Raw genomic sequence first — 21,802 nt, 5'->3', positions numbered from 1 at the left:
TCGGGCTCCTCCTTGATTTCGCTGCGGGAAGCACCCACTGCCCTGTGCACGAGAAGCGCAGCGGTGGTGCGGCCGGTTCGACCAGCGTGTCCAGGCTCACGTCGATGGGGTACTCCCCGCAGCGAAATAAAGGAGGAGCCGAAGGCGGGGGACATTCGCGGAGGGGAGTACCCCGTCGGCGTGAGCCCGTCCCCGGCCTCGACAAGCAAGCAAACAAGGGCCAGAAAAACCATGACCGACGAATTCGCCTCGTTGAACCACTTCAACGGCGCCCGCGACACCCCCATGCCCCAAGACCGCCTGCGCGCCATTCGCCACGGCGCCGAGGCATTGCGCGAGCAATTGCTGGACGACCCACCGGTTCACTTCGCCCGCAGCTTCGACCTGCTGCGCATCCCCTACCCCGCATGGTTCGCGTTCACCGGCGTGTATTCGCAGCAATTGCTCAAGCCGCACATGGTCCATCTGCTGGCGCGCATGGTGGTGGTCCAGTACGACGACTTCGAAGGCCGGCTGCGCACGCTGCTGTTCACGCCGGCCGACTTCGAGGCCGGCAACGAGACGCCCTACTTCAAGCGCCTGGCCGAGAAGACCCCGAAGTTCCTGCACAAGGCGATCGCCCCGGTCTACAACACGGTGCCGCAGGCGCTCGCGCGCTGCGGCATCTCGCCGGCGCAGGTCGACTACATCACCTACGACCACCTCCACACCCAGGACCTGCGGCGCTGGCTCGGCACCTCGGGCCTGCTGCCGAACGCCAGGCTGCTGGTGCACCGCCAGGAACTCGCGAGCGTGCGGGGCCTGCTGCCGGTGCAGGCCGAGTGGTACTGCCCGCACGGACTCGACGGCATCGCGGCCGAACGCATCGTGCCCTTCGACGGCAGCATCCAGCTCGGCCGTGGCCTCGCGCTCGTGCACACGCCGGGCCATACCGAGGGCAACCATTCGCTGGTCTACCGTGCCGGCGACGGCCTGCGCGTGAGCAGCGAGAACGGAGTCTCGGCCGACAGCTGGGCGCCGCTCTCCTCGCGGCACGACGGCATCCGACGCTATGCGAAAGCGACCGGCGCCGAGGTGATCCTCAACGGCAACACGCAGGAAGGCAGCACCGACCAGTACCTGTCGATGGTGCTCGAGAAGACCCTGGCCGGCACCTCGTCGTCACACGGCTTCAGCAACGTCGTGCCCTCGGCCGAATGCTCGCCGCACTGGCTGTTTCCGGGCGCGCCCACCAGCCACCTCTGGGGCGAAACCAGCTTCGGCACCCCGGTGCACGCCTGAGGCCCCCGCACCACCGGCGCACGCCGCCGGCCCATTTCGGTGCACACATCTTGCATACCAGTTGGCACGGAAGCTGCTGGTATGCAGGCACATGGCCACCTCCGCATCCGAAATCAGTGCGCGCATCGTCGAGGCGGTGATGGCGCAGAAGCTCGCGCCGGGTTCGCGCCTGGGCGAACAGCAGCTCGCAATGCTGTTCGACTGCAGCCGCACCATCGTGCGCGAGGCGCTCACGCGGCTGGCGGCGCGTGGCATCGTCACCGTGAGCGCGCGGCGCGGCTGGTTCGTGATCGAGCCCTCGCAGGACGAGGCGCGCGAGGCCTTCGAGGCGCGGCGCGTGATCGAGCTCGGCCTCATTCGCAGCGCCGGCAGCGCGGGCAAGCTCCAGAAGAGCGCGCTGCGCCAGCTGAAGACGCACCTGCAGCGCGAGAAGGCCGCGCTCAAGGAAAGCGACGTCGGCAATCGCAGCTTCCTGCTCGGCGACTTCCACGTCTGCCTGGCCGAATGCCTGGGCAACACGCTGCTGGCCGACACCCTGCGCGACTACACGGCGCGCACCACCTTGATCGCCATGCTCTACCAGTCCACGCACGACGCGGTGCAGTCCTGCGAGGACCACGTGCAGATCGTCGCGGCGCTCGAGCGCGGCGACCATGCCGCCGCCGAGGCCCTGATGGCCGAGCACATCGGCACGGTGCAGTCGGCCCTGCGCGTGCAGGCGCCCGCCGATCCGCTGGCCCAGCTGCGCGATGCGCTGGCGCCGCTGCAGAACACGGCCACCGCCCCACTTGCCAAGGGCAGCAAACGCGGCAAGCGCGGCGCCACCCCCGATTCCGATTCTTCGACTTACCTAGGAGCCCTGCTATGACCTTCTCTGCTTCCAAACGCCGCGTCGCCCTCGCGCTCGCTTCCGCCGCCCTGCTGGCCTCGGCCGGTGCCGCGCAGGCCCAGAACGCGCTCGACAACGTGCTCAAGGCCAAGACCATCAAGATCGCCGTGCCCACCGACTACCCGCCCTACGGCTCGGTCGACAGGAACATGAAGCCGCAGGGCCTCGATGTGGAGATGGCCGAGCTCATCGCCGCCAAGCTGGGCGTCAAGGTCGAGCTGGTGCCCGTGACCAGCGCCAACCGCATCCCGTACCTGCAGACGAAGAAGGCCGATCTCGTGATCTCCACGCTCGGCAAGAACGCGGAGCGCGAGAAGGTGATCGACTTCTCCTCGGCCTATGCGCCCTTCTTCCAGGCCGTGTACGCCGCCAAGAGCATGAAGCTCGCCAGCTTCGCCGACATGGCCGGCAAGACCGTGGCCGTCACGCGCGGCGCGATGGAGGACCAGGAGCTCAACAAGGTGGCGCCGCCGAACGTCGACTACCGCCGCTTCGAGGACAACAACGCGACCATCGCGGCCTTCGTCGCGGGCCAGACCCAGACCCTCGCGACCAGCGCCGCGGTTGCCGGCGACATGCTCGCCAAGAACCCCAAGGTCAGCGCCGAGTTCAAGCTGCTGCTCAAGGACAGCCCCTGCTTCGTCGGCATCGCCAAGGGCGAGACCGCGCTCAAGACCAGGGTCAACGAGATCATCGCGACGGCCAAGAAGGACGGCACGCTCGACGCCCTGTCGAAGAAGTGGCTCGGCAAGGCCGCCGGCGACCTGCCGGTCTGATCGAACGGCGCGGCCATGGGCATCGAATTCGACTTTGGCGCCGTGCTCGCCGAATGGCCGCTGCTGCTGCGCGGCGTCGCGTGGACCATCGGCCTCACGGCCGTGGGCACCGTGCTGGGCATGATGGTCGGCACCTTCTGCGCCTGGGCGCGCGCCGACGGCCCGCGCTGGCTGCGCGCCATCGTGGGCACCTACGTGGAGCTGATCCGCAACACGCCCTTCATCGTGCAGCTGTTCTTCATCTTCTTCGGCCTGCCGGCCGCGGGCGTCAAGCTCTCGCCCGAAGTCGCCTCGGTGATCGCGATGGTGCTGAACCTCGGCGCCTATTCCACCGAGATCATCCGCGCCGGCATCGAGGCCACGCCCAAGGGCCAGATCGAGGCCGCCGTGAGCCTGGCGCTGAGCCGCTCGCAGGTGTTCCTGCGCGTGGTGCTGCCGCCGGCGCTCAAGAAGGTGTGGCCCGCGATGGTGAGCCAGATCGTCATCGTGATGCTGGGCTCGGCCGTGTGCGGGCAGATCTCGACCGAGGAGCTGAGCTACGCGGCCAACCTGATCCAGAGCCGCAACTTCCGCGCCTTCGAGGCCTTCATCGTCGCCACGCTGATCTACCTCGCGCTCTCGGTGGCGCTGCGGCGGCTGCTCGACTGGGCCGGTCCCCGCTTCTTCTTCGGCCGCTGAAACCGCCATGACAGATTTCTCCCTCTGGGACATCCTGCGCAACCTGCTGCTGGCGCTGCGCTGGACCGTCGTGCTCTCGCTCATCGCCTTCGTCGGCGGCGGCATCGTGGGCGCGCTGCTGCTGTTCCTGCGCCTGCGCGGGGGCCGGGCCGTCGGCAAGGCCGTGGGCCTCTACGTGCAGCTGTTCCAGGGCACGCCGCTGCTGATGCAGCTGTTCCTGGCCTACTTCGGCATCGCCCTGTTCGGCATCGACGTGTCGGCCTGGACCGCGGCCAGCGTGGCGCTCACGCTCTACACCAGCGCCTTCCTCGCCGAGATCTGGCGCGGCTGCGTGGCCTCGATCCCGAAGGGGCAGTGGGAAGCCTCGGGCAGCCTCGCGCTGAGCTTCGGCGAGCAGCTGCGCCACGTGATCCTGCCGCAGGCCGTGAGGATCGCGATCGCGCCCACCGTGGGCTTCCTGGTGCAGGTCATCAAGGGCACGGCGCTGGCGTCGGTCATCGGCTTCGTCGAACTCACCAAGGCCGGCAGCATGATCTCCAACGCCACCTTCAAGCCCTTCGTGGTGTTCAGCTGCGTGGCCCTGCTCTATTTCGTGCTGTGCTTTCCCGTGAGCCTGTACGCCAAGACCCTCGAGAGGAAAACCCATGGCCGCCGTGCCTGAACCGCAACAACAACCCGCCGTCGCCGTGGGCTCGCCGATCGTGCGCATCACCGCGCTGCGCAAGTCCTACGGCAGCAACGAGGTGCTCAAGGGCATCGACCTCGACGTCAAGCGCGGCGAGGTGATCGCCATCATCGGCAAGAGCGGCTCGGGCAAGAGCACGCTGCTGCGCTGCATCAACGGCCTCGAGGTGTTCCAGGAAGGCTCGCTCACCGTCGACGGCAAGCCGCTGCTGCACGAGAGCGCGATGGCGATGCGCGAGCTGCGCCAGCGCGTGGGCATGATCTTCCAGGGCTTCAACCTGTTCCCGCACCTCACGGTCGGCAAGAACGTGATGCTCGCGCCCACGCTGGTGAAGAAGCGCGCGTCGCTCGAGGCCGCCTCGCAGGCGCGCAAGCTGCTCACGCGCGTGGGCCTGGCCGAGAAGTTCGACGCCATGCCCGACCAGCTCTCGGGCGGCCAGCAGCAGCGCGTGGCGATCGCGCGCGCGCTGGCCATGGAACCGGGCGTGCTGCTGTGCGACGAGATCACCTCGGCGCTCGACCCCGAACTCGTCGGCGAGGTGCTGCGCGTGGTGGAGTCGCTGGCCGACGAGGGCATGACCCTGCTGATGGTCACGCACGAGATGAACTTCGCGCGCAAGGTGGCCGACCGCGTGATCTTCATGCACCAGGGCCGCGTGCACGAGATGGGGCCGCCCGCCGAGCTGTTCGCGAATCCACAGACGCCGGAGCTGCGGCAGTTCCTGTCGTCGCTGCATGACTGACCAAGTGTGAGCCGGCGGGCCGCTATGCTCGGCCCCCCATGCAGATCGAACAAGCCCGCCCCGAGGAAGCCCCCACCGTCGTCGCCGTGCTGCACGAGGCCGCGCAGTGGCTGGTCGACGCAGGCCGCACCCTGTGGTCGGGCCCGGAGATCGCGCCCGCACGGATCGAGCGCGACTGCGCGGCGGGCGGCTACTTCATCGCGCGCATCGATGGCCAGGTGGCCGGCGTGGTCCGGCTCGACCTCGAGGACCCGTACTTCTGGCCCGAGATCGAGGCCGGCAGCTCGCTCTACGTGCACAAGCTCGCGGTGCGCCGCGGCTTCGCGGGGCAAGGCGTGTCGAACGCCTTGCTGGTGTTCGCGCGCGAACGCTCGACGGCGCTCGGCAAGCGCCACCTGCGGCTCGACTGCGTGGCCGACCGCGCGCCGCTGCGCGGCCTCTACGAGCGCTTCGGCTTCTCGCTGCACAGCGAGATCCGCAAGGACTTCGGCCTCTTCGCGCGCTACGAATTGCCGCTGGGCTGAGCCTCAGGCCGCGGCGTGCTGCGCGATGACCTGCGCGCGCTGCAGCCGCTCGATCTCCTCCTCGCCGAAATCGAATTCGCGCAGCACCTCGTGGGTCTGCTCGCCCACGCGCGGCGCGGCCGAGCGCGCATGCGGCGACACGCCGTCGAAATGCAGCGGCAGCCCGAGCGAGCGCGTGGTGCCGCCCTCGGCATGGTCGACCTCCACCACCATCGACACCGCGCTCGACTGCGGATGCTCGAGCGCCTGCTTCACGTCGTGCACCGGTCCCACCGGCACGCCGGCGCGGTCGAGGCGCTCGATCCAGTGGTCCGCGCCGTGCGGCGCCAGCGCCTGCGTGATCAGCGCCTCGAGCGCGGCCTGGTGCGCGAGCCGGTCGCGGCCCGTGCGAAAGCGCGGGTCGTCCACCCATTCGGGATGGCCCAGCACCTCGGCAATGCGCTGCCAGTTGGCCTGGTTGCCGCCGCCGATCGCGATCGCGCCCTCGGCGCAGCGGAAGGTCTGGTAGGGCGCGATCAGCGGATGGGCGGTGCCCATCGGCCGCGCGATCGCGCCGCTCGAGAAGTAGGCCGCGGCGAACCAGTACATCTGCTGCAGCGAGGCCTGCAGCAGCGAGGTCTCGACCTTGCTGCCGATGCCGGTCCGCAGCCGCCGCACATAGGCCGAGAGGCTGCCGAGCGCGGCCAGGATGCCGGCATTGATGTCGGCGACCGAGTTGCCGGGCTTGGCCTGCTCGCCGCCGAGGCTGCCGGTGACGCTGATCAGGCCCGAGAAGGCCTGCAGCACCAGGTCGAAGCCGCCCTTGTCGCTCAGCGGGCCGTTGGGGCCGTAGCCGCTGATCGAGCAGTAGACGAGGCCGGGGTTCGCGGCGCGCAGCTGCTCGTAGCCGAGGCCGAGCGCATCGAGCTTTCCGCGCCGGAAGTTCTCGGTGACGATGTCGCAACGCGCCGCGAGCCGGCGGATCACCTCCTGCCCGGCCGGCTGGCGGATGTCGACCGCCACCGAGCGCTTGCCGCGGTTGAGCATCACGAACGATGGCGCGAGCCCCGGGTCGTTGGGCCGTGCATAGCCGCGCGCATCGTCGCCGGCCGGAAACTTCTCGATCTTGATGACCTCGGCGCCCATGTCGGCCAGCATCAGGCCGCAGATCGGGCCGGCCATGATCTGCGACAGCTCGAGCACGCGCACGCCGGCCAGCGGCAGCGCGGCGGGGTCCGGTGGCGGCATTCCGTGCGCCACGCTCAATGGCCCTCGAAGCGCGGCGCGCGGTTCTCGGCGAAGGCCGCCAGGGCCTCGTGCAGGTCGCGCGTGCGCAGGCTGGCGACATGCGCCTGCTGCGCGGTGGCCTCGTCGTACTGCTGGCGCGCGGTCTCGTTGAGCGTGCGCTTCATCGTGACCAGCGGGATCGGCGCCACCGCGAGCAGCTCGTCGAGCCAGGTGCGCAGCTCGGCATCGAGCGCCTCGGGCGCGACCAGCGCATCGAGGTAGCCCACGCGCAGCATCTCCTCGGCCTGGATCGCGCGGGAGGTCAGGAACAGCTTCTTGGCCGCGCCGAGCCCCAGCCGCGAGACCCAGCGGCGGATGCCGTGGCCGTAGTAGTGCAGGCCCAGGCGCGAGGCCGGCATGAACATGCGCATGCCCTGCACGCCGAGACGGAAGTCGCAGGCCAGCGCGAGGTCGGTGGCGCCGCCGTAGACCGGCCCGTGCAGCCGCGCGATGGTGACCGCGCGCGCGTTCTCGATCTCGTCGGTGAACTGCTCGAACAGGTTCTCGCCGGTGGCCGCGGCCTTGCCCAGGCGCGAGAGGTCGAAGCCCGAACTGAAGCTCTTGCCCGTGCTTGCGAACACGATCACGCGCACCGCCGGATCGGCATCGAGCTGGCGCAGGTAGCCGCGCAGCACCGGCAGGTCGTCGGGCTCGATGCGGTTGTGGCTGCCGGGCCGGCGCAGCGTGATGGTGGCGACGGCGCCGTCGATGGCGAGCAGCGGCGGCGCGGCGGTGTCGGCCGCGGGATCCTGGAGGGTCGTGGTCATGCGTGAAGGTCCTTGGAGATGAAAAAGAAAAAAAGGGAAAGGAGCGGGTCAATCGAAATGGAGCTGCTGCTCGCGGATCACCTGGCCCCACTTGCGGAAGTCGGTCGCGACCAGCTCGGCGGCCGCCTCGGGCGGGCCGGCCTCGATGTCGCTGCCCGTGGCCAGCAGGCGCTCGCGCACCGCAGGCGTCTGCAGGGCGGCGTTGAGCGCCGCATTGAGCCGTCGCACGACGGGCGCCGGCAGGCCCTTGGGCGCGGCGAGCACGAACCAGCCCTGCGCGTCGTAGCCGGGCAGGCCCTGCGCGGCCACGGTCTTCACGCCCGGCAGCGCCGGCACCTCGCGCGCCGAGGTCACGGCGATGGCGCGCGCCCGGCCGCCCTGCACCACCGGCACGGCGGGCGCGATGGTGGCGAACGAGACCGCGACCGCGCCGCCCATCAGGTCGTTCATGGCCGGCGCCGCGCCCTTGTAGGGCACGTGCATCAGGTCGCTGCGGCTCGCGGCCTTGAGCAGCTCGCCCGCCAGGTGGTGGATGGTGCCGTTGCCCGAGCTGGAATAGGCCAGCTGACCCGGCTGCGCGCGCGCCAGCGCCAGCAGTTCGGGCAGGGTGCGCGCGGGCACCGAGGGATTCACCAGCACCACCAGCGGCGACTTCGAGACCACGCCCAGGTAGCTGAAGTCGCTGCGCGGGTCGTAGGGCACCTTGCGCGCGTTCGGGATGATGGTCAGTGGCGCGCCGTCGATCAGGCCCAGGGTGTAGCCGTCGGGCGCGGCGGTCTTGACGGCCTCGGCGCCGATCGCGCCGCCGGCGCCGGGCCGGTAGTCCACCACCACCGGCTGGCCCAGCGCCTTCTCCATCACCGGCGCGAGGTCGCGCGCCACCGCGTCGGCCGCGCCGCCGGGCGTGTAGCCGAGCACCAGCCGCAGCGGGCGGGTCGGCGACCAGCTTTCCTGCGCATGCAAAAATCCGGGCGCACCCAGCAGAAATGCAGAACCAGCCGCCACGACCTTCCAAAGCAGTCTTGAAAACACCACGCGTCTCCGTTTAAATATTTATAAACGAGTTCAGTATATTTTCAGATCACATCCGTATGCAACCCGGTAGAAGCCCCGTTGCCAGCCCGACGCTGGCCGAATCGATCCGCCTGTCGATCATCGAAAGCCTGGCCAGCGGCCTGCTGCAGCCCGGTCAGCCCATCGACGAGCGCGGACTCAGCGAGCGTTTCGAGGTCTCGCGCACCCCGATCCGCGAAGCCATCCTCCAGCTCGCGGCCCAGGGTTTCGTGGTGATGGAACCGCGCAGCGGCGCCTCGGTGCCGCGGCTGTCGATCCAGCTGCTGCGCGAGCTGCTGGAGCTGCTCGGCGAGCTGGAAGGCGCGGCCGCCAAGTTCGCCGCCAAGCGCATGCGCCCGGCCGAGAAGAAGGCGCTGGAAGAGGCGCTGGCCGCCTGCGCCGAGGCCTCGGCGCGCGACGACGCGCTGGCCTACCGCGATGCCAACGACCATTTCCACGACCTGATCTACGCGGCCTGCCGCAACGAGACGCTGGTCGACCAGATCCGCGCGCTGCGCACCCGCTGCGCCGCCTACACCGCCAACCGCTTCGATTCGCCGGGCCGCATGCAGCGCTCGGCGCGCGAGCACGCGGCCATCGCCGAGGCGCTGCTGCGCAGCGATCCGGCCGAGGCGCAGGCGGCGATGCTGGTCCACATCTCGATCGGCGGCAGCGACTTCGCGGAGTTCGTGAGCGGCTTGCCGCAGAACCTGTTGCATGCCTGAGGCGGCCGGTGACGTCCTGCAACCAATCGGGCGCGAACTCGCGCGCCTGTGGCAAGCTCCCACCGCCATGCAAAGCCGCCGCTCCATGCCCCTCTCCTTGACCCGCCCTACCCGCCGCCGCGCGCTGGGCGTCCTGCTCGGCGCCGCCGCGCTCCAGGCGCCGTTCGCCGCCTTCGCGGGCTTCAACTTCTTCACCAGCGAATACACCGCCAGCCGCGACGAGCTGCAGGCGCAGATCGCGCGCCGCTTCCCGGTGGCCGAGCGCTATGCCGAGCTGTTCACGGTCGGGCTGCGCGATCCGCAGCTGGGCCTGGACGCGGCCACCAACCGCGCCGCGATCACCGCCACGCTGACCATCGCGAGCCCGCTGCTCGGCGGCGCGCCGGTGCAGGGCACGGTGGCGGTCAGCAGCGCGCTCAAGTACGACGCCGCCACGCGCGCGCTGCGGCTCGACCAGCCCAAGGCCGAGCGCATCGAGCTGCAGGGCCTGGGCGGGCGCGATGGCGAGCGGCTGCAGCGCGTGGGCGCGCTGGTGGCGCAGGAACTGCTGCAAGGCCAGCCGCTGCGCACCTTCAAGCCCGAGGAACTCACCGTCGGGCGCAAGACCTACGAGATCGGCGACATCACGGTGCTCGCCGACGGCATCAAGGTGCAACTCAAATGACACATCGCAGACGCACGCTCCTGCTCGCCCTGGGCGCCACGGCCGCGCTCGCCGCGGGCTGCGCCGGCTTCACGCCCACGCCGCGCACGCGCTTCGACCTCGAGGCCCACCGCGGCGGCCGCGGCCTCGCGCCCGAGAACACGCTGGCGGCCTTCTCCAACGCCATCGACCTCGGCGTGACCACGCTCGAGCTCGACATCGGCCTGAGCGCCGACGGCGTGGTGGTGGTGTCGCACGACACGGCCCTCAACCCCGACCACACGCGCGATGCCGCCGGCCAGTGGCTCGCGCCCGCCAACGGCCGCAGCGGACCCACGATCCGCTCGCTCACGCTGGCGCAGCTGCAGGGCTACGACGTGGGCCGGCTCAATCCCTCGAGCAGCTACGGCCGCCAGTTCGCGCTGCAGCTGCCGCGCGACGGCGAACGCATTCCCACGCTCGAGGCGGTGTTCGACCTGGTGCGCGCGCGCGGCCCGGCCGCGGCCACCGTGCGCTTCAACATCGAGACCAAGATCGATCCGACAAAACCCGACGAGACCGCCGCGCCCGAGCCCATGGTGCGCGCGCTGCTGGCGGTCATCGACAAGGCGCAAATGGCCGAGCGCGTGACCGTGCAGAGCTTCGACTGGCGCACGCTGGCGCTGGTGGGCCAATTGGCGCCGCAGTTGTCGCGCGCCTACCTGAGCACGCCGCGCACGCTGAAGGACAAGCGCTGGACCGCCGGGCTCGATGCCGCGGGCTTCGGCTCCACGCCGCGGCTCGTGAAGGCCGCGGCCGGCACCAGTGGCGGTCCGCTCGTCTGGTCGCCGGCCTTCGCCGACCTCGACGCGGCGCAGGTGAAGGAGGCACAGGGCCTCGGCATGAAGGTGCTGCCCTGGACCGTGAACCAGCGCGCCGACATGATCCGGCTGATGGACCTGGGCGTGGACGGCATCATCACCGACTACCCCGACGTGCTGCGCGACCTGGTACGCGAGCGCGGGCTGCCGCTGCCGCCCTCGGGAAGGAGCGCCTCGTGAGCGCCGCGCTGCAACAGCTCGACACCATCGCCGGGCACATCGACGCGCTGCGCCGCCAGGGCGGCGGCCCCGCCGGCCTGCTGTCGGACCAGGCACGCGGCAGCGCCGCGCTGCTGGCCGCCCTGCCGCCGCGCTATGGCGAGGTGCTGCTGAACCTGCTCGACCGGCTCGAATCGAGCGCGCTGTTCAGTGAGGAAAGCTGCTCGTTCAGCCAGAAAGATTTGCTCGACAACCTGTCGTTGTGGGTGGACAAGGCCCGCGCGCAGCTCGGCGGCTGAGGCACGCGGTTTATCATCGACCCTCCATGCGCACCCTGTTCCTCGCCCTCATGATCGCCCTGCTGCCGGTTCGCGGCTGGCTCGGCGACGCGATGGCAATCGAGATGGTGCGGCATGCGATGCCCGCGGCCGAGGCCGTCGCCGGCGCGGCACAGGCGGCCACCGAGGCGCACTGCCACGAGGCGGGCGACATGGCCATGAGCGCCATGGACGGCGCATCGCACGAAGACCACGCGATGGCCGATGGCCATGGTGACGACAGCGACCACGCCAGCCACCAGGGTTGCGGCACCTGCACCGCCTGCCAGGTCTGCCATTCGGTCGCGCTCGGCGGCACCGAACTCCCGGGCATCGCGCACGATGCCCCCCAGGCCGCCCCCGCGGCCCCGGCGGCTCGCTTCGCGAGCACCGAGCCCTTCCTGGGCCTGAAGCCGCCCATTTCCTGATCTCCCTGCCCGTAGTCCGTCCGCGGTGAGCCCTTGCCGGCTCGCGGCGTCGATCGTATTGCTCATGGAGATCGAGCGTGAACCCCATCGTTCGCCGGCACCTGGCCGGCCCCTTTCCCTTTCGCTGTCGAACAGCTGACGCGCTCCCCCGGCGCGCCCTCGCATTCGCCAGCGCCCTGTTTCTGGCCGGCTGCGCCAGCCTCTCGCCCGACGGCGGCACGGCCGACGTGCAGGCCCTGGTCGCGGGCAATCCCCTGATGGCGGGCCAGCCGGCCCAGCGCATGCCCGACGAGGCTTCGCGCAAAAGCGTCGATGCGCTGCTCGCCAGGCCGCTCGACGCCGAGGCCGCCGTGCGCATCGCGCTGGTCAACGGCCCGCGCGTGCAGGACGCCTTCGCCACCCTGCAGCTGAGCGACGCCGACCGCGTGCAGGCCGCGAGCCTGCCGAACCCGGTGCTCTCGTTCAGCCGGCTGGCGCAGGGCCGCGAGCGCGAATTCGAGCGCATGCTGAGCTTCAACGTGATCGGCCTGGTCACGCTGCCGTGGCAGGCGCGCTGGGCCGGCCAGCGTCACGAGGCCGCCAAGCTGCAGGCCGCGCAGAGCGTGCTGCTGCTGGCCGCCGACACGCGCCGCGCCTGGGTGCGCGCGGTGGCGGCGCAGCAGAGCGTGATCTACCTGCGCGATGCCAGGGAGGCGGCCGAGGCCGGCGCCGAGCTCGCGCACCGCATGGCCCAGGTCGGCAACTGGAGCGCGCTGCAGCGCACGCGCGAACAGCTGCTGCTGGCCGATGCCGCGGCCCAGCTCGCGCGTGCCGAGCAGGCCGCCGTGGCCTCGCGCGAACAGCTCACGCGGCTGCTGGGCCTGGCGGGCGAACGCACCGCCTACACCCTGCCCGACCGCCTGCCGGCGCTGCCCCAGGCCGCGCCCGAGCTCGGCGACGTGCAGGCGCGCGCGCTGCGCGACCGGCTCGACGTGCGCTCGGCGCAGGCGCAGAACACGGCCGTGGCCGGCTCGCTCGGCCTCACGCACGCCACCAGCGTGATCAACGCGATGGAGCTGGGCGTGGTGCGCAACACCACCTTCGACAACGACGCCGACCGCACGCAGAAAACCAAGCGAGGCTTCGAGATCGACCTGCCCATTCCGATCTTCGACTGGGGCCAGTCGCGCAACGGCCGTGCCGAGGCGCAGTACCTGCAGTCGGCCGCCCGCGTGCGCGACGTGGGCGTGCTCGCCGCGAGCGAGGCGCGCGAGGCATGGCAGGGCTGGAACACCGCCTACGGCATCGCCCGCCGCTACCGCGACGAGGTACTGCCGCTGCGCAAGAAGGTCAACGAAGAGATGGTCCTTCGCTACAACGGCATGCTCGCCAGCGTCTGGGAACTGCTCGGCGAAACCCGCGCCAGCATGCTCGCGGTGAACGCGGGCATCGAGGCGCAGCGCGATTTCTGGCTGGCGGACACCGATCTGCAGCTGGTGCTCACGGGCAGCTCGCCCGGCGGCATGACGGCGCTGCAGACCGCGGCCGCCACGGACGCCCCCGCGGCGGGAGGCCACTGAAAATGAACCGTCGAAACTTCTTCGCTGGCGCGGCAACCGCCGTCGCCGCCACCACCGTCAGCCGCGTGTCGATGGCCGCGCTGCCCGAACCCGTCTCGCAGGGCTCCACCGCCACCGCGCCGCCGCTGGTGCCACCGAACGGCCGGCCCTACAACCCCGTCGTCACGCTCAACGGCTGGACCCTGCCCTGGCGCATGAACGCCGGCGTCAAGGAATTCCACCTCGTCGCCGAGCCCGTGGTGCGCGAGATGGCACCGGGCTTCAAGGTCAACATGTGGGGCTACAACGGCCAGTCGCCCGGCCCGACCATCGAGGTGGTGGAAGGCGACAGGGTCCGCATCTTCGTGACCAACCGGCTGCCCGAGCACACCACGGTGCACTGGCACGGCCAGCGCCTGCCCAACGGCATGGACGGCGTGGGCGGCATCACGCAGCCGCACATTCCGCCAGGCAAGACCTTCGTCTACGAGTTCACGGCGCGCCGGCCCGGCACCTTCATGTACCACCCGCATGCCGACGAGATGGTGCAGATGGCGATGGGGATGATGGGTTTCTGGGTCACGCACCCGAAGGCCGATCACCCGCTGATCGAGAAGGTCGATCGCGACTTCTGCTTCCTGCTCGGCAGCTTCGACGTGGAGCCCGGCAGCGCCACGCCCAAGGTCAACACCATGACCGACTTCAACATCTGGAGCTTCAACAGCCGCGTGTTCCCGGCCATCGACACGCTCAACGTGCGCCGCGGAGATCGCGTGCGCATCCGCGCGGGCAACCTCACGATGACCAACCACCCGATCCACATCCACGGCCACGAGTTCGAGGTGACCGGCACCGACGGCGGGCCCGTGCCGCGCACCGCGCGCTGGCCCGAGGTGTCGGTCGACGTGGCGGTGGGCCAGATGCGGCAGATGGAGTTCATCGCCGACGAGGAAGGCGACTGGGCGCTGCACTGCCACAAGGCGCACCACACCATGGGGCCGATGGGCCACGAGGTGCCGACCATGATCGGCGTGGACCACAAGGGCGTGGCCGAGAAGATCAGGAAGCTGGTGCCCGACTACATGGTGATGGGCGACAAGGGCATGGCCGACATGGGCGAGATGGAGATGCCCATTCCCGACAACACGGTGCCGATGATGACCGGCACCGGCCCCTTCGGTTCGGCCGAGATGGGCGGCATGTTCACGCTGCTCAAGGTGCGCCGCGATCAGAAGCCCGGCGACTACCGCGACCCGGGCTGGTTCAAGCATCCGCCGGGCACGGTCGCGCGCGAAGTGCCCGACGCGAACGTGCCGCCGGCCCCGCGCGCGAAGGCACCGGCGCCATCGGCCGCCGAGCCCGATGCCAGCGTGCGCAAGCCCTCGGGGCATGGCGCGCACCAGCACTGAACCCGCTCATCCCCTTTCATTTTTTGGAGTTCCATCCATGAACAAGACACTCGCACTGGTTACCGCCGGCCTCGCGCTCGCGGCCTTCGCCACCACCGCGCCGGCACACGAGAACCACGTCGCCAGGCCCAAGGGCGCGGCCGAACTCGCGCCCGAGCAGAAGCCCTGGGGCATCGTCGGCAAGCCCGGCGCCGTGAAGCGCACCATCGACATCGCGATGGCCGACGACATGACGTTCACGCCCTCGGTGATCGAGGTGCGCGAAGGCGACACGCTGCGCCTGCGCCTGAAGAACAAAGGCAAGGATCTGCACGAGCTCGTGCTCGGCACCACGGCCGAGATCGAGGCCCACGCGGCCATGATGAAGAAATTCCCCGGCATGGAGCACGACGAGCCCTGGATGGCGCACGTGCTGCCGGGCCACACCGGCGAGCTGGTCTGGACCTTCAACCGCGCCGGCGACTTCGACTTCGCCTGCCTGGTGAAGGACCACTACGAACTCGGCATGGCCGGCCGCGTGCGCGTGCTGCCCGCCGCCGGCAAATCCTGACAACCCAAAGGAGCTCCCATGCAAAGAAGACGACTGATGCTGGCCCTGGCGTCCACCGCCGCCCTGCCGTTCGCGGCGCGCGCCGCGGCGCCGATGGTCGAGATCTGGAAGGACCCGAACTGCGGCTGCTGCCAGGACTGGGTCAAGCACCTCAACAGGAACGGCTTCGCCACGCGCGTGCACGACGAAGGCAACGCGGCCGCGCGCAAGCGCCTGGGCCTGCCCGAGAAGCTGGGCTCGTGCCACACGGGCCAGGTCGGCGGCTACGCCATCGAGGGCCATGTGCCCGCGCGCGAGATCCAGCGCCTGCTCAAGGAGAAGCCCAGGGCCGTGGGCCTCGCCGTGCCCGGCATGCCGGTCGGCTCGCCGGGCATGGACGGTCCGGCCTATGGCGACCAGCGCGATCCCTACGACGTGCTGCTGGTGCTGGCCGATGGCGGCACGCGCGTGTTCCAGAGCTATCGATGAATCCCCCGAACCCCTCGCAAGAAAGACCGATCACCATGAAGAAACTGATTACCGCCCTCGGCGCCACCCTGCTCGCCGCCGCCGCCTTCGCGCAGGCGGCCCTGCCCTCGGTCGAGGGAGAGGTCCGCAAGATCGATGCCGACGCGAAGAAGATCACGCTGAAGCACGGCGACATCCCCAATCTCGAGATGACCGGCATGACCATGGTCTTCCGCGTGAAGGACCCGGCGCTGCTCACGCAGGTGAAGCCCGGCGACAAGGTGCAGTTCACGGCCGACAAGGTCGATGGGGCACTCACGGTGTTGTCGATCGCACCTGCGAACTAGGCGAAGCGCCTCGGATCGAACGCCGCCAGCGCGATCTCCGGCGCCAGCCCCGCCATCGCCTGCGCCGCCAGCCGCCCGGTGCGCGCCGAGCCGCACAGCCCCACGTGCCCATGGCCGAAGGCCAGCACCACGTCGGCGCTGCCGGCGGCGGGGCCGATGCAGGGCAGGCCGTCGGGCAGGCTCGGGCGATGGCCGAGCCAGCGCTGCACCTCGGCCCCTTCGGGCGGCGCGTCGGCGAGCGCGGGAAACATCGAGCGCAGGTGCGCGTGCAGGATCTCGGCGCGGCGCCAGTCGGGCGCGGCCTCGAGCCCCGCGATCTCGACCTGGCCAGCGGCGCGCAGGCCGCCGTTCATCCAGTGCGCGATGAGCTTGCCGTCGGCCACCATCACCGGCGTGCGCGGGCCCACCGCGGCCTTCGGCAGCACGACGTGGTAGCCGCGCTCCGATTCCAGCGGCACCGGCGAGCCGGCCGCGGCGGCCAGGGCGCCCGAGCGCGCGCCGGCGCAGACCGCGGCGGTGTCGCAGGCGACCTCGCCGACCTCGGTGCGCACGGCGCGCAGCCGGCCGCCCTCGATGCGGAAACCGGTGGCGCGTGCCGCCACGCGTTCGGCGCCGAGCGCACGCGCATGCGCGGCCAGCGCCGCCACGTAGGCGCCCGGGTCGCGGCAGTGGCCGGCCTCGCCGACGTGGATGCCCAGCGTGTAGCGCGCATCGAGGTCGGGCTCCTGCCTTCGCAGCTCGTCGGCGCCCCATTCGCTCCATCGCACGCCGGTGCGCGCACGCACGCGCCAGGCCAGCGCATCGCCCTCGAACTCGGCGCGCGAGCGGTAGGCATGCAGCAGGCCGCGCTGCTCGATCAGTTGTGGCACGCCGGCCTCCGTCGCCAGCCGCGCATGCAGCGCGGGCGCGTCGACCAGCAAGGTGCGCAACGCGTCGGCGATGCGCTGCACGCGCGCCTCGGTGGCGCCCGAGGCCAGGTAGCGCAGCAGCCAGGGCAGCGCGCGCGGCAGGTAGGGCCAGCGCACCGCCAGCGGGCCGAGCGGATCGGCCAGCCAGCCCGGCACCTTGCGCCAGGCGCCCGGCAGCGCGGGCGGCACCACCGAATGCGAGGAGAGCCAGCCCGCGTTGCCGTAGCTGGTGGCCTGCGGCGCGCCGGGCTCGCCCGGCTCGACCACGGTGACGCGCAGGCCCGCGCGCAAGGCCTCAATGGCGGTGGCGCTGCCGACGGCGCCCGCGCCGATCACCACCGCATGGCGCCGCGCGCCGGACTGGAAACCACTTCTTTCAACTGTCATAGCGCCCATCGTAGGGGCCGCGCGGCATGGTTCCATAATCGGCCGCCATGTCAGCCACGCCTTCCCACGCTTCCCCCTCCTCTTCCGACGGTGCCATCACCGACGTCGCCGGCATCGAGGTCGGCCACTTCTCCGACACCCGCCGGCCCACCGGCTGCACCGTGATCATCGCGCGCGAAGGCGCGGTGGCCGGCGTCGACGTGCGCGGCGCCGCGCCCGGCACGCGCGAGACCGACCTGCTCGCGCCCGGCAACCTGGTGCAGCAGGTGCACGCCGTGATGCTCGCGGGCGGCAGCGCCTGGGGCCTGGCCGCGGCCGAGGGCGCGATGCGCTGGCTCGAGGAGCGCGGCGTGGGCATGGACGTGCGCTTCGGCACCCTGCCGATCGTGCCCGCCGCGGTGCTGTTCGACCTGCCGATGGGCGATGCCCGCATCCGGCCCGATGCAGCGGCCGGCTATGCCGCCTGCGAGGCCGCGGGCCGCGAGGCGCCGGCCGAGGGCAACGTGGGCGCCGGCACCGGCGCGCTGGTGGGCAAGCTGTTCGGCGTGCAGCGCGCCATGAAGGGCGGCATCGGCACCGCCTCGGTCACGGTCGGCGGCGTCACGGTCGGCGCGCTGATCGCGGTCAATTCGCTTGGCGACGTGATCGATCCCGACACCGCGCTGCCGGTGGCCGGCGCGCGCACCGAGGACGGCCGCGCGCTGCTCGACACGCGCCGCGCCCTGCTGCGCGGCGACCTGCCCAAGCCGCTGCTGGCCGGCACCAACACCACCATCGGCGTGATCGCCACCGACGCGGTGCTGACCAAGGTGCAGGCCAACCGGCTCGCGACCGTGGCGCACGACGGCCTGGCGCGCGCCATCAACCCCGTGCACACCATGAGCGACGGCGACACCCTGTTCGCGCTCGCCACCGGCCGCGTGCCGCTGGCGGCCGACGGCCCGGGCATGACGGTGCTCAGCACCATGGCGGCCGAGGTCGCAGCGCGCGCCACCCTGCGCGCGGTGCTGGCGGCGCGCTCGGTGACGGTCGGCGAGCTGCACATCCCCTCGGCCGCCGAGCTCGGCACCGCGCCGCGCTGACCCCACGAGCGAGACACCATGGCCTTCCCGAGAACCCTCAAGCTGATCCTGCTGTCGATCCGCGACCTGGTCGCCTCCGCCGGCCCGATCCTGTTCCTCGTGATCGGCCTGTTGATCGCCGCCTACTGGTGGCTGCAGCCGCAGCCGCCCAAGCAGGTCACGCTGGCCACCGGCCCCACGGGCAGTGCCTACGCGCAGTTCGGCAAGCGCTACGCCGAGGCGCTGAAGACGAGCGGCATCGAGGTCGTGCTCAAGCCGACCTCGGGCTCGTCGGAGAACCTCGAGCTGCTGCGCAAGGGCGAGGCCGACGTGGGCTTCGTGCGTGGCGGCAGCGCCGACCCGGTGGCCGACGACGAAGCCGGGCTCAGTTCGCTCGGCAGCCTGTTCTTCGAGCCGGTGTGGCTGTTCTATCGGCCCGACGCGATCACGCGCGCGCCCGACAGCGTGATCGCGCAGCAGGCGGCCGAGGCCGAGAAGGCGAAGAAGGCGGCCCAGGCCGCCGCCAAGGGCCGCCACGGCGCCGCACGCAAGAAGGCCGCGGCACCGCAACCCGCCGTGCCCCCCGCCCCGATCCCGCTGACCTCGCTGACCCAGTTGCGCGGCCTGCGCGTCAACGTCGACATGCCCGGCAGCGGCCTGCCCGAACTCATGGGCCGGCTGCTCGAGGCCAACCGGCTCGCGCCCGATGCGCTGCTGCTGTCGAACCTCGAGCAGTCCGCGGCCGCCGAGGCGCTGCAGGCCGGACTGCTCGATGCGATCGTGCTGTCGTCGGCGCCGCAGTCGCCGCAGGTGCAGCGGCTGCTGCGCGCGAACGACATCCGGCTCATGGACTTCGTGCAGGCCGATGCGTACACGCGGCGCTTTCCCTTCCTCTCGGCCGTGACCCTGCCGCGCGGCGTGGTCGACCTGTCGAAGGACCTGCCGGCCGGCGACGTGTCGCTGCTCGCGGCCACCACTTCGCTGCTGTCGCGCGAGGACACCCATCCCGCGCTGCGCCAGCTGTTCGCGCAGGCGGCGCAGCACCTGCACGGCGGCGCCGGCTGGTTCAACCGGCCGCGCGACTTCCCGAACACCCGCACCAGCGAACTGCCGGTGAGCCCCGAGGGCGACCGCGCCATCAACGGCACGCCGCCGTTCTGGCAGCGCTACCTGCCGTTCTGGGCCAGCAACCTGATCGAACGCATGTGGCTGGTGCTCGGCGGCCTGCTGGTGCTGATGCTGCCGCTGAGCCGCGTGGTGCCGCCGCTCTACCAGTTCCGCGTGCGCCGCCGGGTGTTCCGCTGGTATGCGCGGCTGCGCGACATCGAGGGCAAGGTCGACGGCCAGCGCGGCGATCCGGCCGAGCTCACGAAGGAGCTCGACGAGCTCGACCGGGTGGTCAACCGGGTGGCGGTACCGCTGTCGTACGCCGACGAGCTCTATGCGCTGCGCAACAACATCTATGCGGTGCGCAAGCGGGCACTGGCGCGCGGCGCCGGTGCGCCGGCCGGCCCCGAGATGCCACCGCCGCCTTCGCCTTCCGCACCGCGCTGACCGGCAAACGGCGCCAGCGGGCGCCGTTGCCTTTGCCCCAAGACCCACCGTGTCCACCCTGATCGATTTCGCCGACCCGCGCACCGATGGCGCGCAACGGCTGCGCCTGGCTTTCGGCGCCCCTTCCCGCACGCTCGTGGCGCGCAGCCCGGCCGAGGTGCGGTCCGTGCTCGCGCAGGCCGAGGCGCTGGCGCGCGCGGGCCACTGGTGCGTGGGCTACCTGCGCTACGAGGCGGCCGCGGCCTTCGATGCCGCGTTCGAGACGCATGCGGGCGATGGCGGGCCGCTGGCCTGGTTCGGCGTGCACGACCAGGCCCTGCCCTGGCCCGAGGAGGCCCCGCTCTCTCCCTCCAGCCCGCCGATCGCCTGGCGCGGCAGCCTCTCGCGCGCCGACTTCGACCGGCAGATGCAAGCCATCCACGCGGCGATCGCCGCCGGCGGCCTCTACCAGATCAACCACACGGCGCCGCTGCTCGGCGAATACGCCGGCGACCCGCTGGCCCTGTTCGCCGCGCTGCGCCGCAACCAGCCCGCGGGCTACGCGGCCTTCATCGACAGCGGCGAGGAGCAGGTGCTGTCGCTGTCGCCCGAGCTGTTCTTCGACTGGCAGGGCGAGCGCATCCTCGCGCGCCCGATGAAGGGCACCGCGCCGCGCGGCGCCACGCCGGCCGAGGACGAGGCCCAGGCGCAGCGGCTGCGCAGCGTGCCGAAGGAACGGGCCGAGAACGTGATGATCGTGGACCTGCTGCGCAACGACCTGTCGCGCATCGCGCAACCGTTCTCGGTGCGCGTGCCGCGGCTATTCCACACCGAGGCGCTGCCCACCGTGTGGCAGATGACCTCGGACGTGGAAGCCACGGTGCGCCCCGGCACCTCGCTGGTCGACGTGTTCGACGCGCTGTTCCCCTGCGGCTCGGTCACGGGCGCGCCCAAGGTGGCGGCGATGCGGCTGATCCACGCGCTCGAGCAGGCGCCGCGCGGCGTGTACTGCGGCGCGGTCGGCGTGCTGCGGCCCGGCGGGCATGCGACCTTCAACGTGCCGATCCGCACCGTGACGCTGCGCGGCGGCCAGGCGCGCTGCGGCATCGGCAGCGGCATCACGGCCGATGCCACGGCCGACGCCGAATGGGCCGAGTGGGGCCACAAGCGGGCCTTCCTGGGCGCGGCCGCGGTCGCCGAGGCACCCGGCTTCGAACTGCTCGAAACGCTGGCGCTGGTCGACGGCACGCTGCGCGACGCGCCGCTGCACGTCGAACGCATGGCCGGCGCGGCCGCGCACTTCGGCTTCGCCTGGGATGCCGCGCGCGTCGAGGCAACGCTGCAATCGCTGCGCGACGCACATGCCGAAGGCACCTGGCGCGTGCGCCTGCTGCTCGATGCACGGGGCCAGCCACGCGCCGAAGCGCATGAAATGGGCTCCGCGCCCCTCCGCGTGAAGCTGCAGCTGGCCGACCGCCCCTTCGACGAGGCGCACAGCGAGTTCACGCGCTTCAAGACCACGCGCCGCGCGCACTACGAGGCCTTCGCGCCGACCCTGCCCGAGGCCTTCGACACGCTGCTGTGGAACCCCGAGGGTGAGCTCACCGAATGCACGCGCGGCAACATCGCGCTGCGCCTGGACGACGGCCGCTGGGTCACGCCGCCGCTGCGCTGCGGCCTGCTGCCCGGCATCGGGCGCGCGCGGCGGCTGGCCGAGGGTTCGCTGGTCGAGGCGACGGTGCGGCGCGACCAGCTCTCGCGCGTGACCGCGCTGGCCTTCGTCAACAGCCTGCGCGGCTGGATCGAGGCCGAACTCCTGCCCTGAACGG

The 21,802-nt window shown here is 71.3% G+C and carries 24 protein-coding genes; 20 read left to right on the top strand and 4 right to left on the bottom strand.

Annotated features, from left to right (window positions below; genetic code table 11):
* The first annotated feature begins 231 nt into the window (after positions 1-231).
* From KV106_RS29700 to KV106_RS29670, 7 genes are all read left to right on the top strand, one after another.
* The gene (locus KV106_RS29700; RefSeq protein WP_261214514.1) at positions 232-1,281 is read left to right on the top strand and encodes an MBL fold metallo-hydrolase; all 1,050 of its coding nucleotides are present in this window, start codon (positions 232-234) and stop codon (positions 1,279-1,281) included.
* A gap of 91 nt (positions 1,282-1,372) precedes the next feature.
* Positions 1,373-2,149: a GntR family transcriptional regulator gene (locus KV106_RS29695; protein ID WP_057596485.1), complete on the top strand. Its 777-nt coding sequence runs from the start codon at positions 1,373-1,375 to the stop codon at positions 2,147-2,149.
* Positions 2,146-2,946 (top strand): transporter substrate-binding domain-containing protein, encoded by an 801-nt coding sequence (locus tag KV106_RS29690; protein ID WP_261214512.1) that lies wholly within the window; start codon positions 2,146-2,148, stop codon positions 2,944-2,946. The genes KV106_RS29695 and KV106_RS29690 overlap by 4 nt, the downstream gene beginning before the upstream one ends.
* Positions 2,947-2,961: 15 nt before the next feature.
* Positions 2,962-3,624 carry an amino acid ABC transporter permease gene (locus KV106_RS29685; RefSeq protein ID WP_057596483.1) on the top strand — a complete coding sequence of 221 codons (663 nt, stop codon included), beginning with the start codon at positions 2,962-2,964 and terminating at the stop codon, positions 3,622-3,624.
* A gap of 7 nt (positions 3,625-3,631) precedes the next feature.
* Positions 3,632-4,285 (top strand): amino acid ABC transporter permease, encoded by a 654-nt coding sequence (locus KV106_RS29680; RefSeq protein WP_261214510.1) that lies wholly within the window; start codon positions 3,632-3,634, stop codon positions 4,283-4,285.
* Positions 4,269-5,051: an amino acid ABC transporter ATP-binding protein gene (locus KV106_RS29675; protein ID WP_261214509.1), complete on the top strand. Its 783-nt coding sequence runs from the start codon at positions 4,269-4,271 to the stop codon at positions 5,049-5,051. The genes KV106_RS29680 and KV106_RS29675 overlap by 17 nt, the downstream gene beginning before the upstream one ends.
* Positions 5,052-5,089: 38 nt before the next feature.
* Complete coding sequence (locus tag KV106_RS29670; RefSeq protein WP_261214507.1) at positions 5,090-5,575, top strand: GNAT family N-acetyltransferase; 486 nt, start codon at positions 5,090-5,092, stop codon at positions 5,573-5,575.
* Positions 5,576-5,578: 3 nt separating this feature from the next.
* Here KV106_RS29670 and KV106_RS29665 read toward each other — a convergent pair whose 3' ends face one another.
* The 3 genes from KV106_RS29665 to KV106_RS29655 are packed head-to-tail and all read right to left on the bottom strand — an operon-like array spanning position 5,579 to position 8,571.
* Positions 5,579-6,802: a CaiB/BaiF CoA transferase family protein gene (locus tag KV106_RS29665; RefSeq protein WP_261214505.1), complete on the bottom strand. Its 1,224-nt coding sequence runs from the start codon at positions 6,800-6,802 to the stop codon at positions 5,579-5,581.
* Positions 6,803-6,816: 14 nt separating this feature from the next.
* Positions 6,817-7,608 (bottom strand): enoyl-CoA hydratase/isomerase family protein, encoded by a 792-nt coding sequence (locus KV106_RS29660; RefSeq protein ID WP_261214503.1) that lies wholly within the window; start codon positions 7,606-7,608, stop codon positions 6,817-6,819.
* Between the two features lie 48 nt (positions 7,609-7,656).
* Complete coding sequence (locus tag KV106_RS29655) at positions 7,657-8,571, bottom strand: tripartite tricarboxylate transporter substrate-binding protein (protein WP_261214501.1); 915 nt, start codon at positions 8,569-8,571, stop codon at positions 7,657-7,659.
* A 128-nt stretch (positions 8,572-8,699) separates the two neighbouring features.
* Here KV106_RS29655 and KV106_RS29650 point away from each other — a divergent pair, with 128 nt between their 5' ends.
* The 10 genes from KV106_RS29650 to KV106_RS29605 all read left to right on the top strand — a co-directional run bounded on the left by KV106_RS29650 (position 8,700) and on the right by KV106_RS29605 (position 16,084).
* The gene (locus KV106_RS29650; RefSeq protein WP_057596476.1) at positions 8,700-9,386 is read left to right on the top strand and encodes a GntR family transcriptional regulator; all 687 of its coding nucleotides are present in this window, start codon (positions 8,700-8,702) and stop codon (positions 9,384-9,386) included.
* 97 nt (positions 9,387-9,483) lie between these two features.
* Positions 9,484-10,050 carry a DUF1439 domain-containing protein gene (locus KV106_RS29645; protein ID WP_261214493.1) on the top strand — a complete coding sequence of 189 codons (567 nt, stop codon included), beginning with the start codon at positions 9,484-9,486 and terminating at the stop codon, positions 10,048-10,050.
* Positions 10,047-11,069 carry a glycerophosphodiester phosphodiesterase gene (locus tag KV106_RS29640; protein ID WP_261214492.1) on the top strand — a complete coding sequence of 341 codons (1,023 nt, stop codon included), beginning with the start codon at positions 10,047-10,049 and terminating at the stop codon, positions 11,067-11,069. Before KV106_RS29645 ends, KV106_RS29640 begins: the two co-directional genes overlap by 4 nt.
* A gap of 26 nt (positions 11,070-11,095) precedes the next feature.
* On the top strand, positions 11,096-11,347 hold the full coding sequence (locus tag KV106_RS29635) for a hypothetical protein (protein ID WP_371268778.1): 252 nt from the start codon (positions 11,096-11,098) through the stop codon (positions 11,345-11,347).
* Positions 11,348-11,373: 26 nt separating this feature from the next.
* On the top strand, positions 11,374-11,793 hold the full coding sequence (locus KV106_RS29630; protein ID WP_261214490.1) for a hypothetical protein: 420 nt from the start codon (positions 11,374-11,376) through the stop codon (positions 11,791-11,793).
* 77 nt (positions 11,794-11,870) lie between these two features.
* The gene (locus tag KV106_RS29625) at positions 11,871-13,352 is read left to right on the top strand and encodes a TolC family protein (RefSeq protein ID WP_261214487.1); all 1,482 of its coding nucleotides are present in this window, start codon (positions 11,871-11,873) and stop codon (positions 13,350-13,352) included.
* Positions 13,353-13,354: 2 nt separating this feature from the next.
* Positions 13,355-14,740 (top strand): multicopper oxidase family protein, encoded by a 1,386-nt coding sequence (locus tag KV106_RS29620; RefSeq protein ID WP_261214485.1) that lies wholly within the window; start codon positions 13,355-13,357, stop codon positions 14,738-14,740.
* 37 nt (positions 14,741-14,777) lie between these two features.
* Complete coding sequence (locus KV106_RS29615) at positions 14,778-15,290, top strand: cupredoxin domain-containing protein (RefSeq protein WP_261214483.1); 513 nt, start codon at positions 14,778-14,780, stop codon at positions 15,288-15,290.
* Positions 15,291-15,308: 18 nt separating this feature from the next.
* Positions 15,309-15,758: a DUF411 domain-containing protein gene (locus tag KV106_RS29610; protein ID WP_057597374.1), complete on the top strand. Its 450-nt coding sequence runs from the start codon at positions 15,309-15,311 to the stop codon at positions 15,756-15,758.
* Positions 15,759-15,793: 35 nt separating this feature from the next.
* A complete protein-coding gene (locus KV106_RS29605; RefSeq protein WP_261214481.1) occupies positions 15,794-16,084 on the top strand; it encodes a copper-binding protein in 291 nt (96 codons plus the stop codon).
* On the opposite strand, the gene KV106_RS29600 is transcribed toward KV106_RS29605, so the two are convergent.
* Positions 16,081-17,379: an NAD(P)/FAD-dependent oxidoreductase gene (locus KV106_RS29600; RefSeq protein ID WP_261214476.1), complete on the bottom strand. Its 1,299-nt coding sequence runs from the start codon at positions 17,377-17,379 to the stop codon at positions 16,081-16,083. The two genes, KV106_RS29605 and KV106_RS29600, sit on opposite strands and share 4 nt — an antisense overlap.
* Positions 17,380-17,426: 47 nt before the next feature.
* Here KV106_RS29600 and KV106_RS29595 point away from each other — a divergent pair, with 47 nt between their 5' ends.
* The 3 genes from KV106_RS29595 to pabB are packed head-to-tail and all read left to right on the top strand — an operon-like array spanning position 17,427 to position 21,798.
* Positions 17,427-18,461 carry a P1 family peptidase gene (locus KV106_RS29595; RefSeq protein ID WP_261214474.1) on the top strand — a complete coding sequence of 345 codons (1,035 nt, stop codon included), beginning with the start codon at positions 17,427-17,429 and terminating at the stop codon, positions 18,459-18,461.
* An 18-nt stretch (positions 18,462-18,479) separates the two neighbouring features.
* Entirely contained in the window at positions 18,480-19,994 is a 1,515-nt protein-coding gene (locus KV106_RS29590) for a TAXI family TRAP transporter solute-binding subunit (RefSeq protein WP_261214472.1), read from the top strand.
* 49 nt (positions 19,995-20,043) lie between these two features.
* Complete coding sequence (gene pabB / locus KV106_RS29585; RefSeq protein ID WP_261214470.1) at positions 20,044-21,798, top strand: aminodeoxychorismate synthase component I; 1,755 nt, start codon at positions 20,044-20,046, stop codon at positions 21,796-21,798.
* The last annotated feature ends 4 nt before the right edge of the window (positions 21,799-21,802 follow it).

The sequence above is a fragment of the Variovorax endophyticus genome, assembly GCF_025376855.1.
Taxonomy (GTDB): Bacteria; Pseudomonadota; Gammaproteobacteria; order Burkholderiales; family Burkholderiaceae_C; genus Variovorax.
Note: the sequence above shows the minus strand (reverse complement) of the source record. Positions and strands in the feature narration are given on the sequence as shown.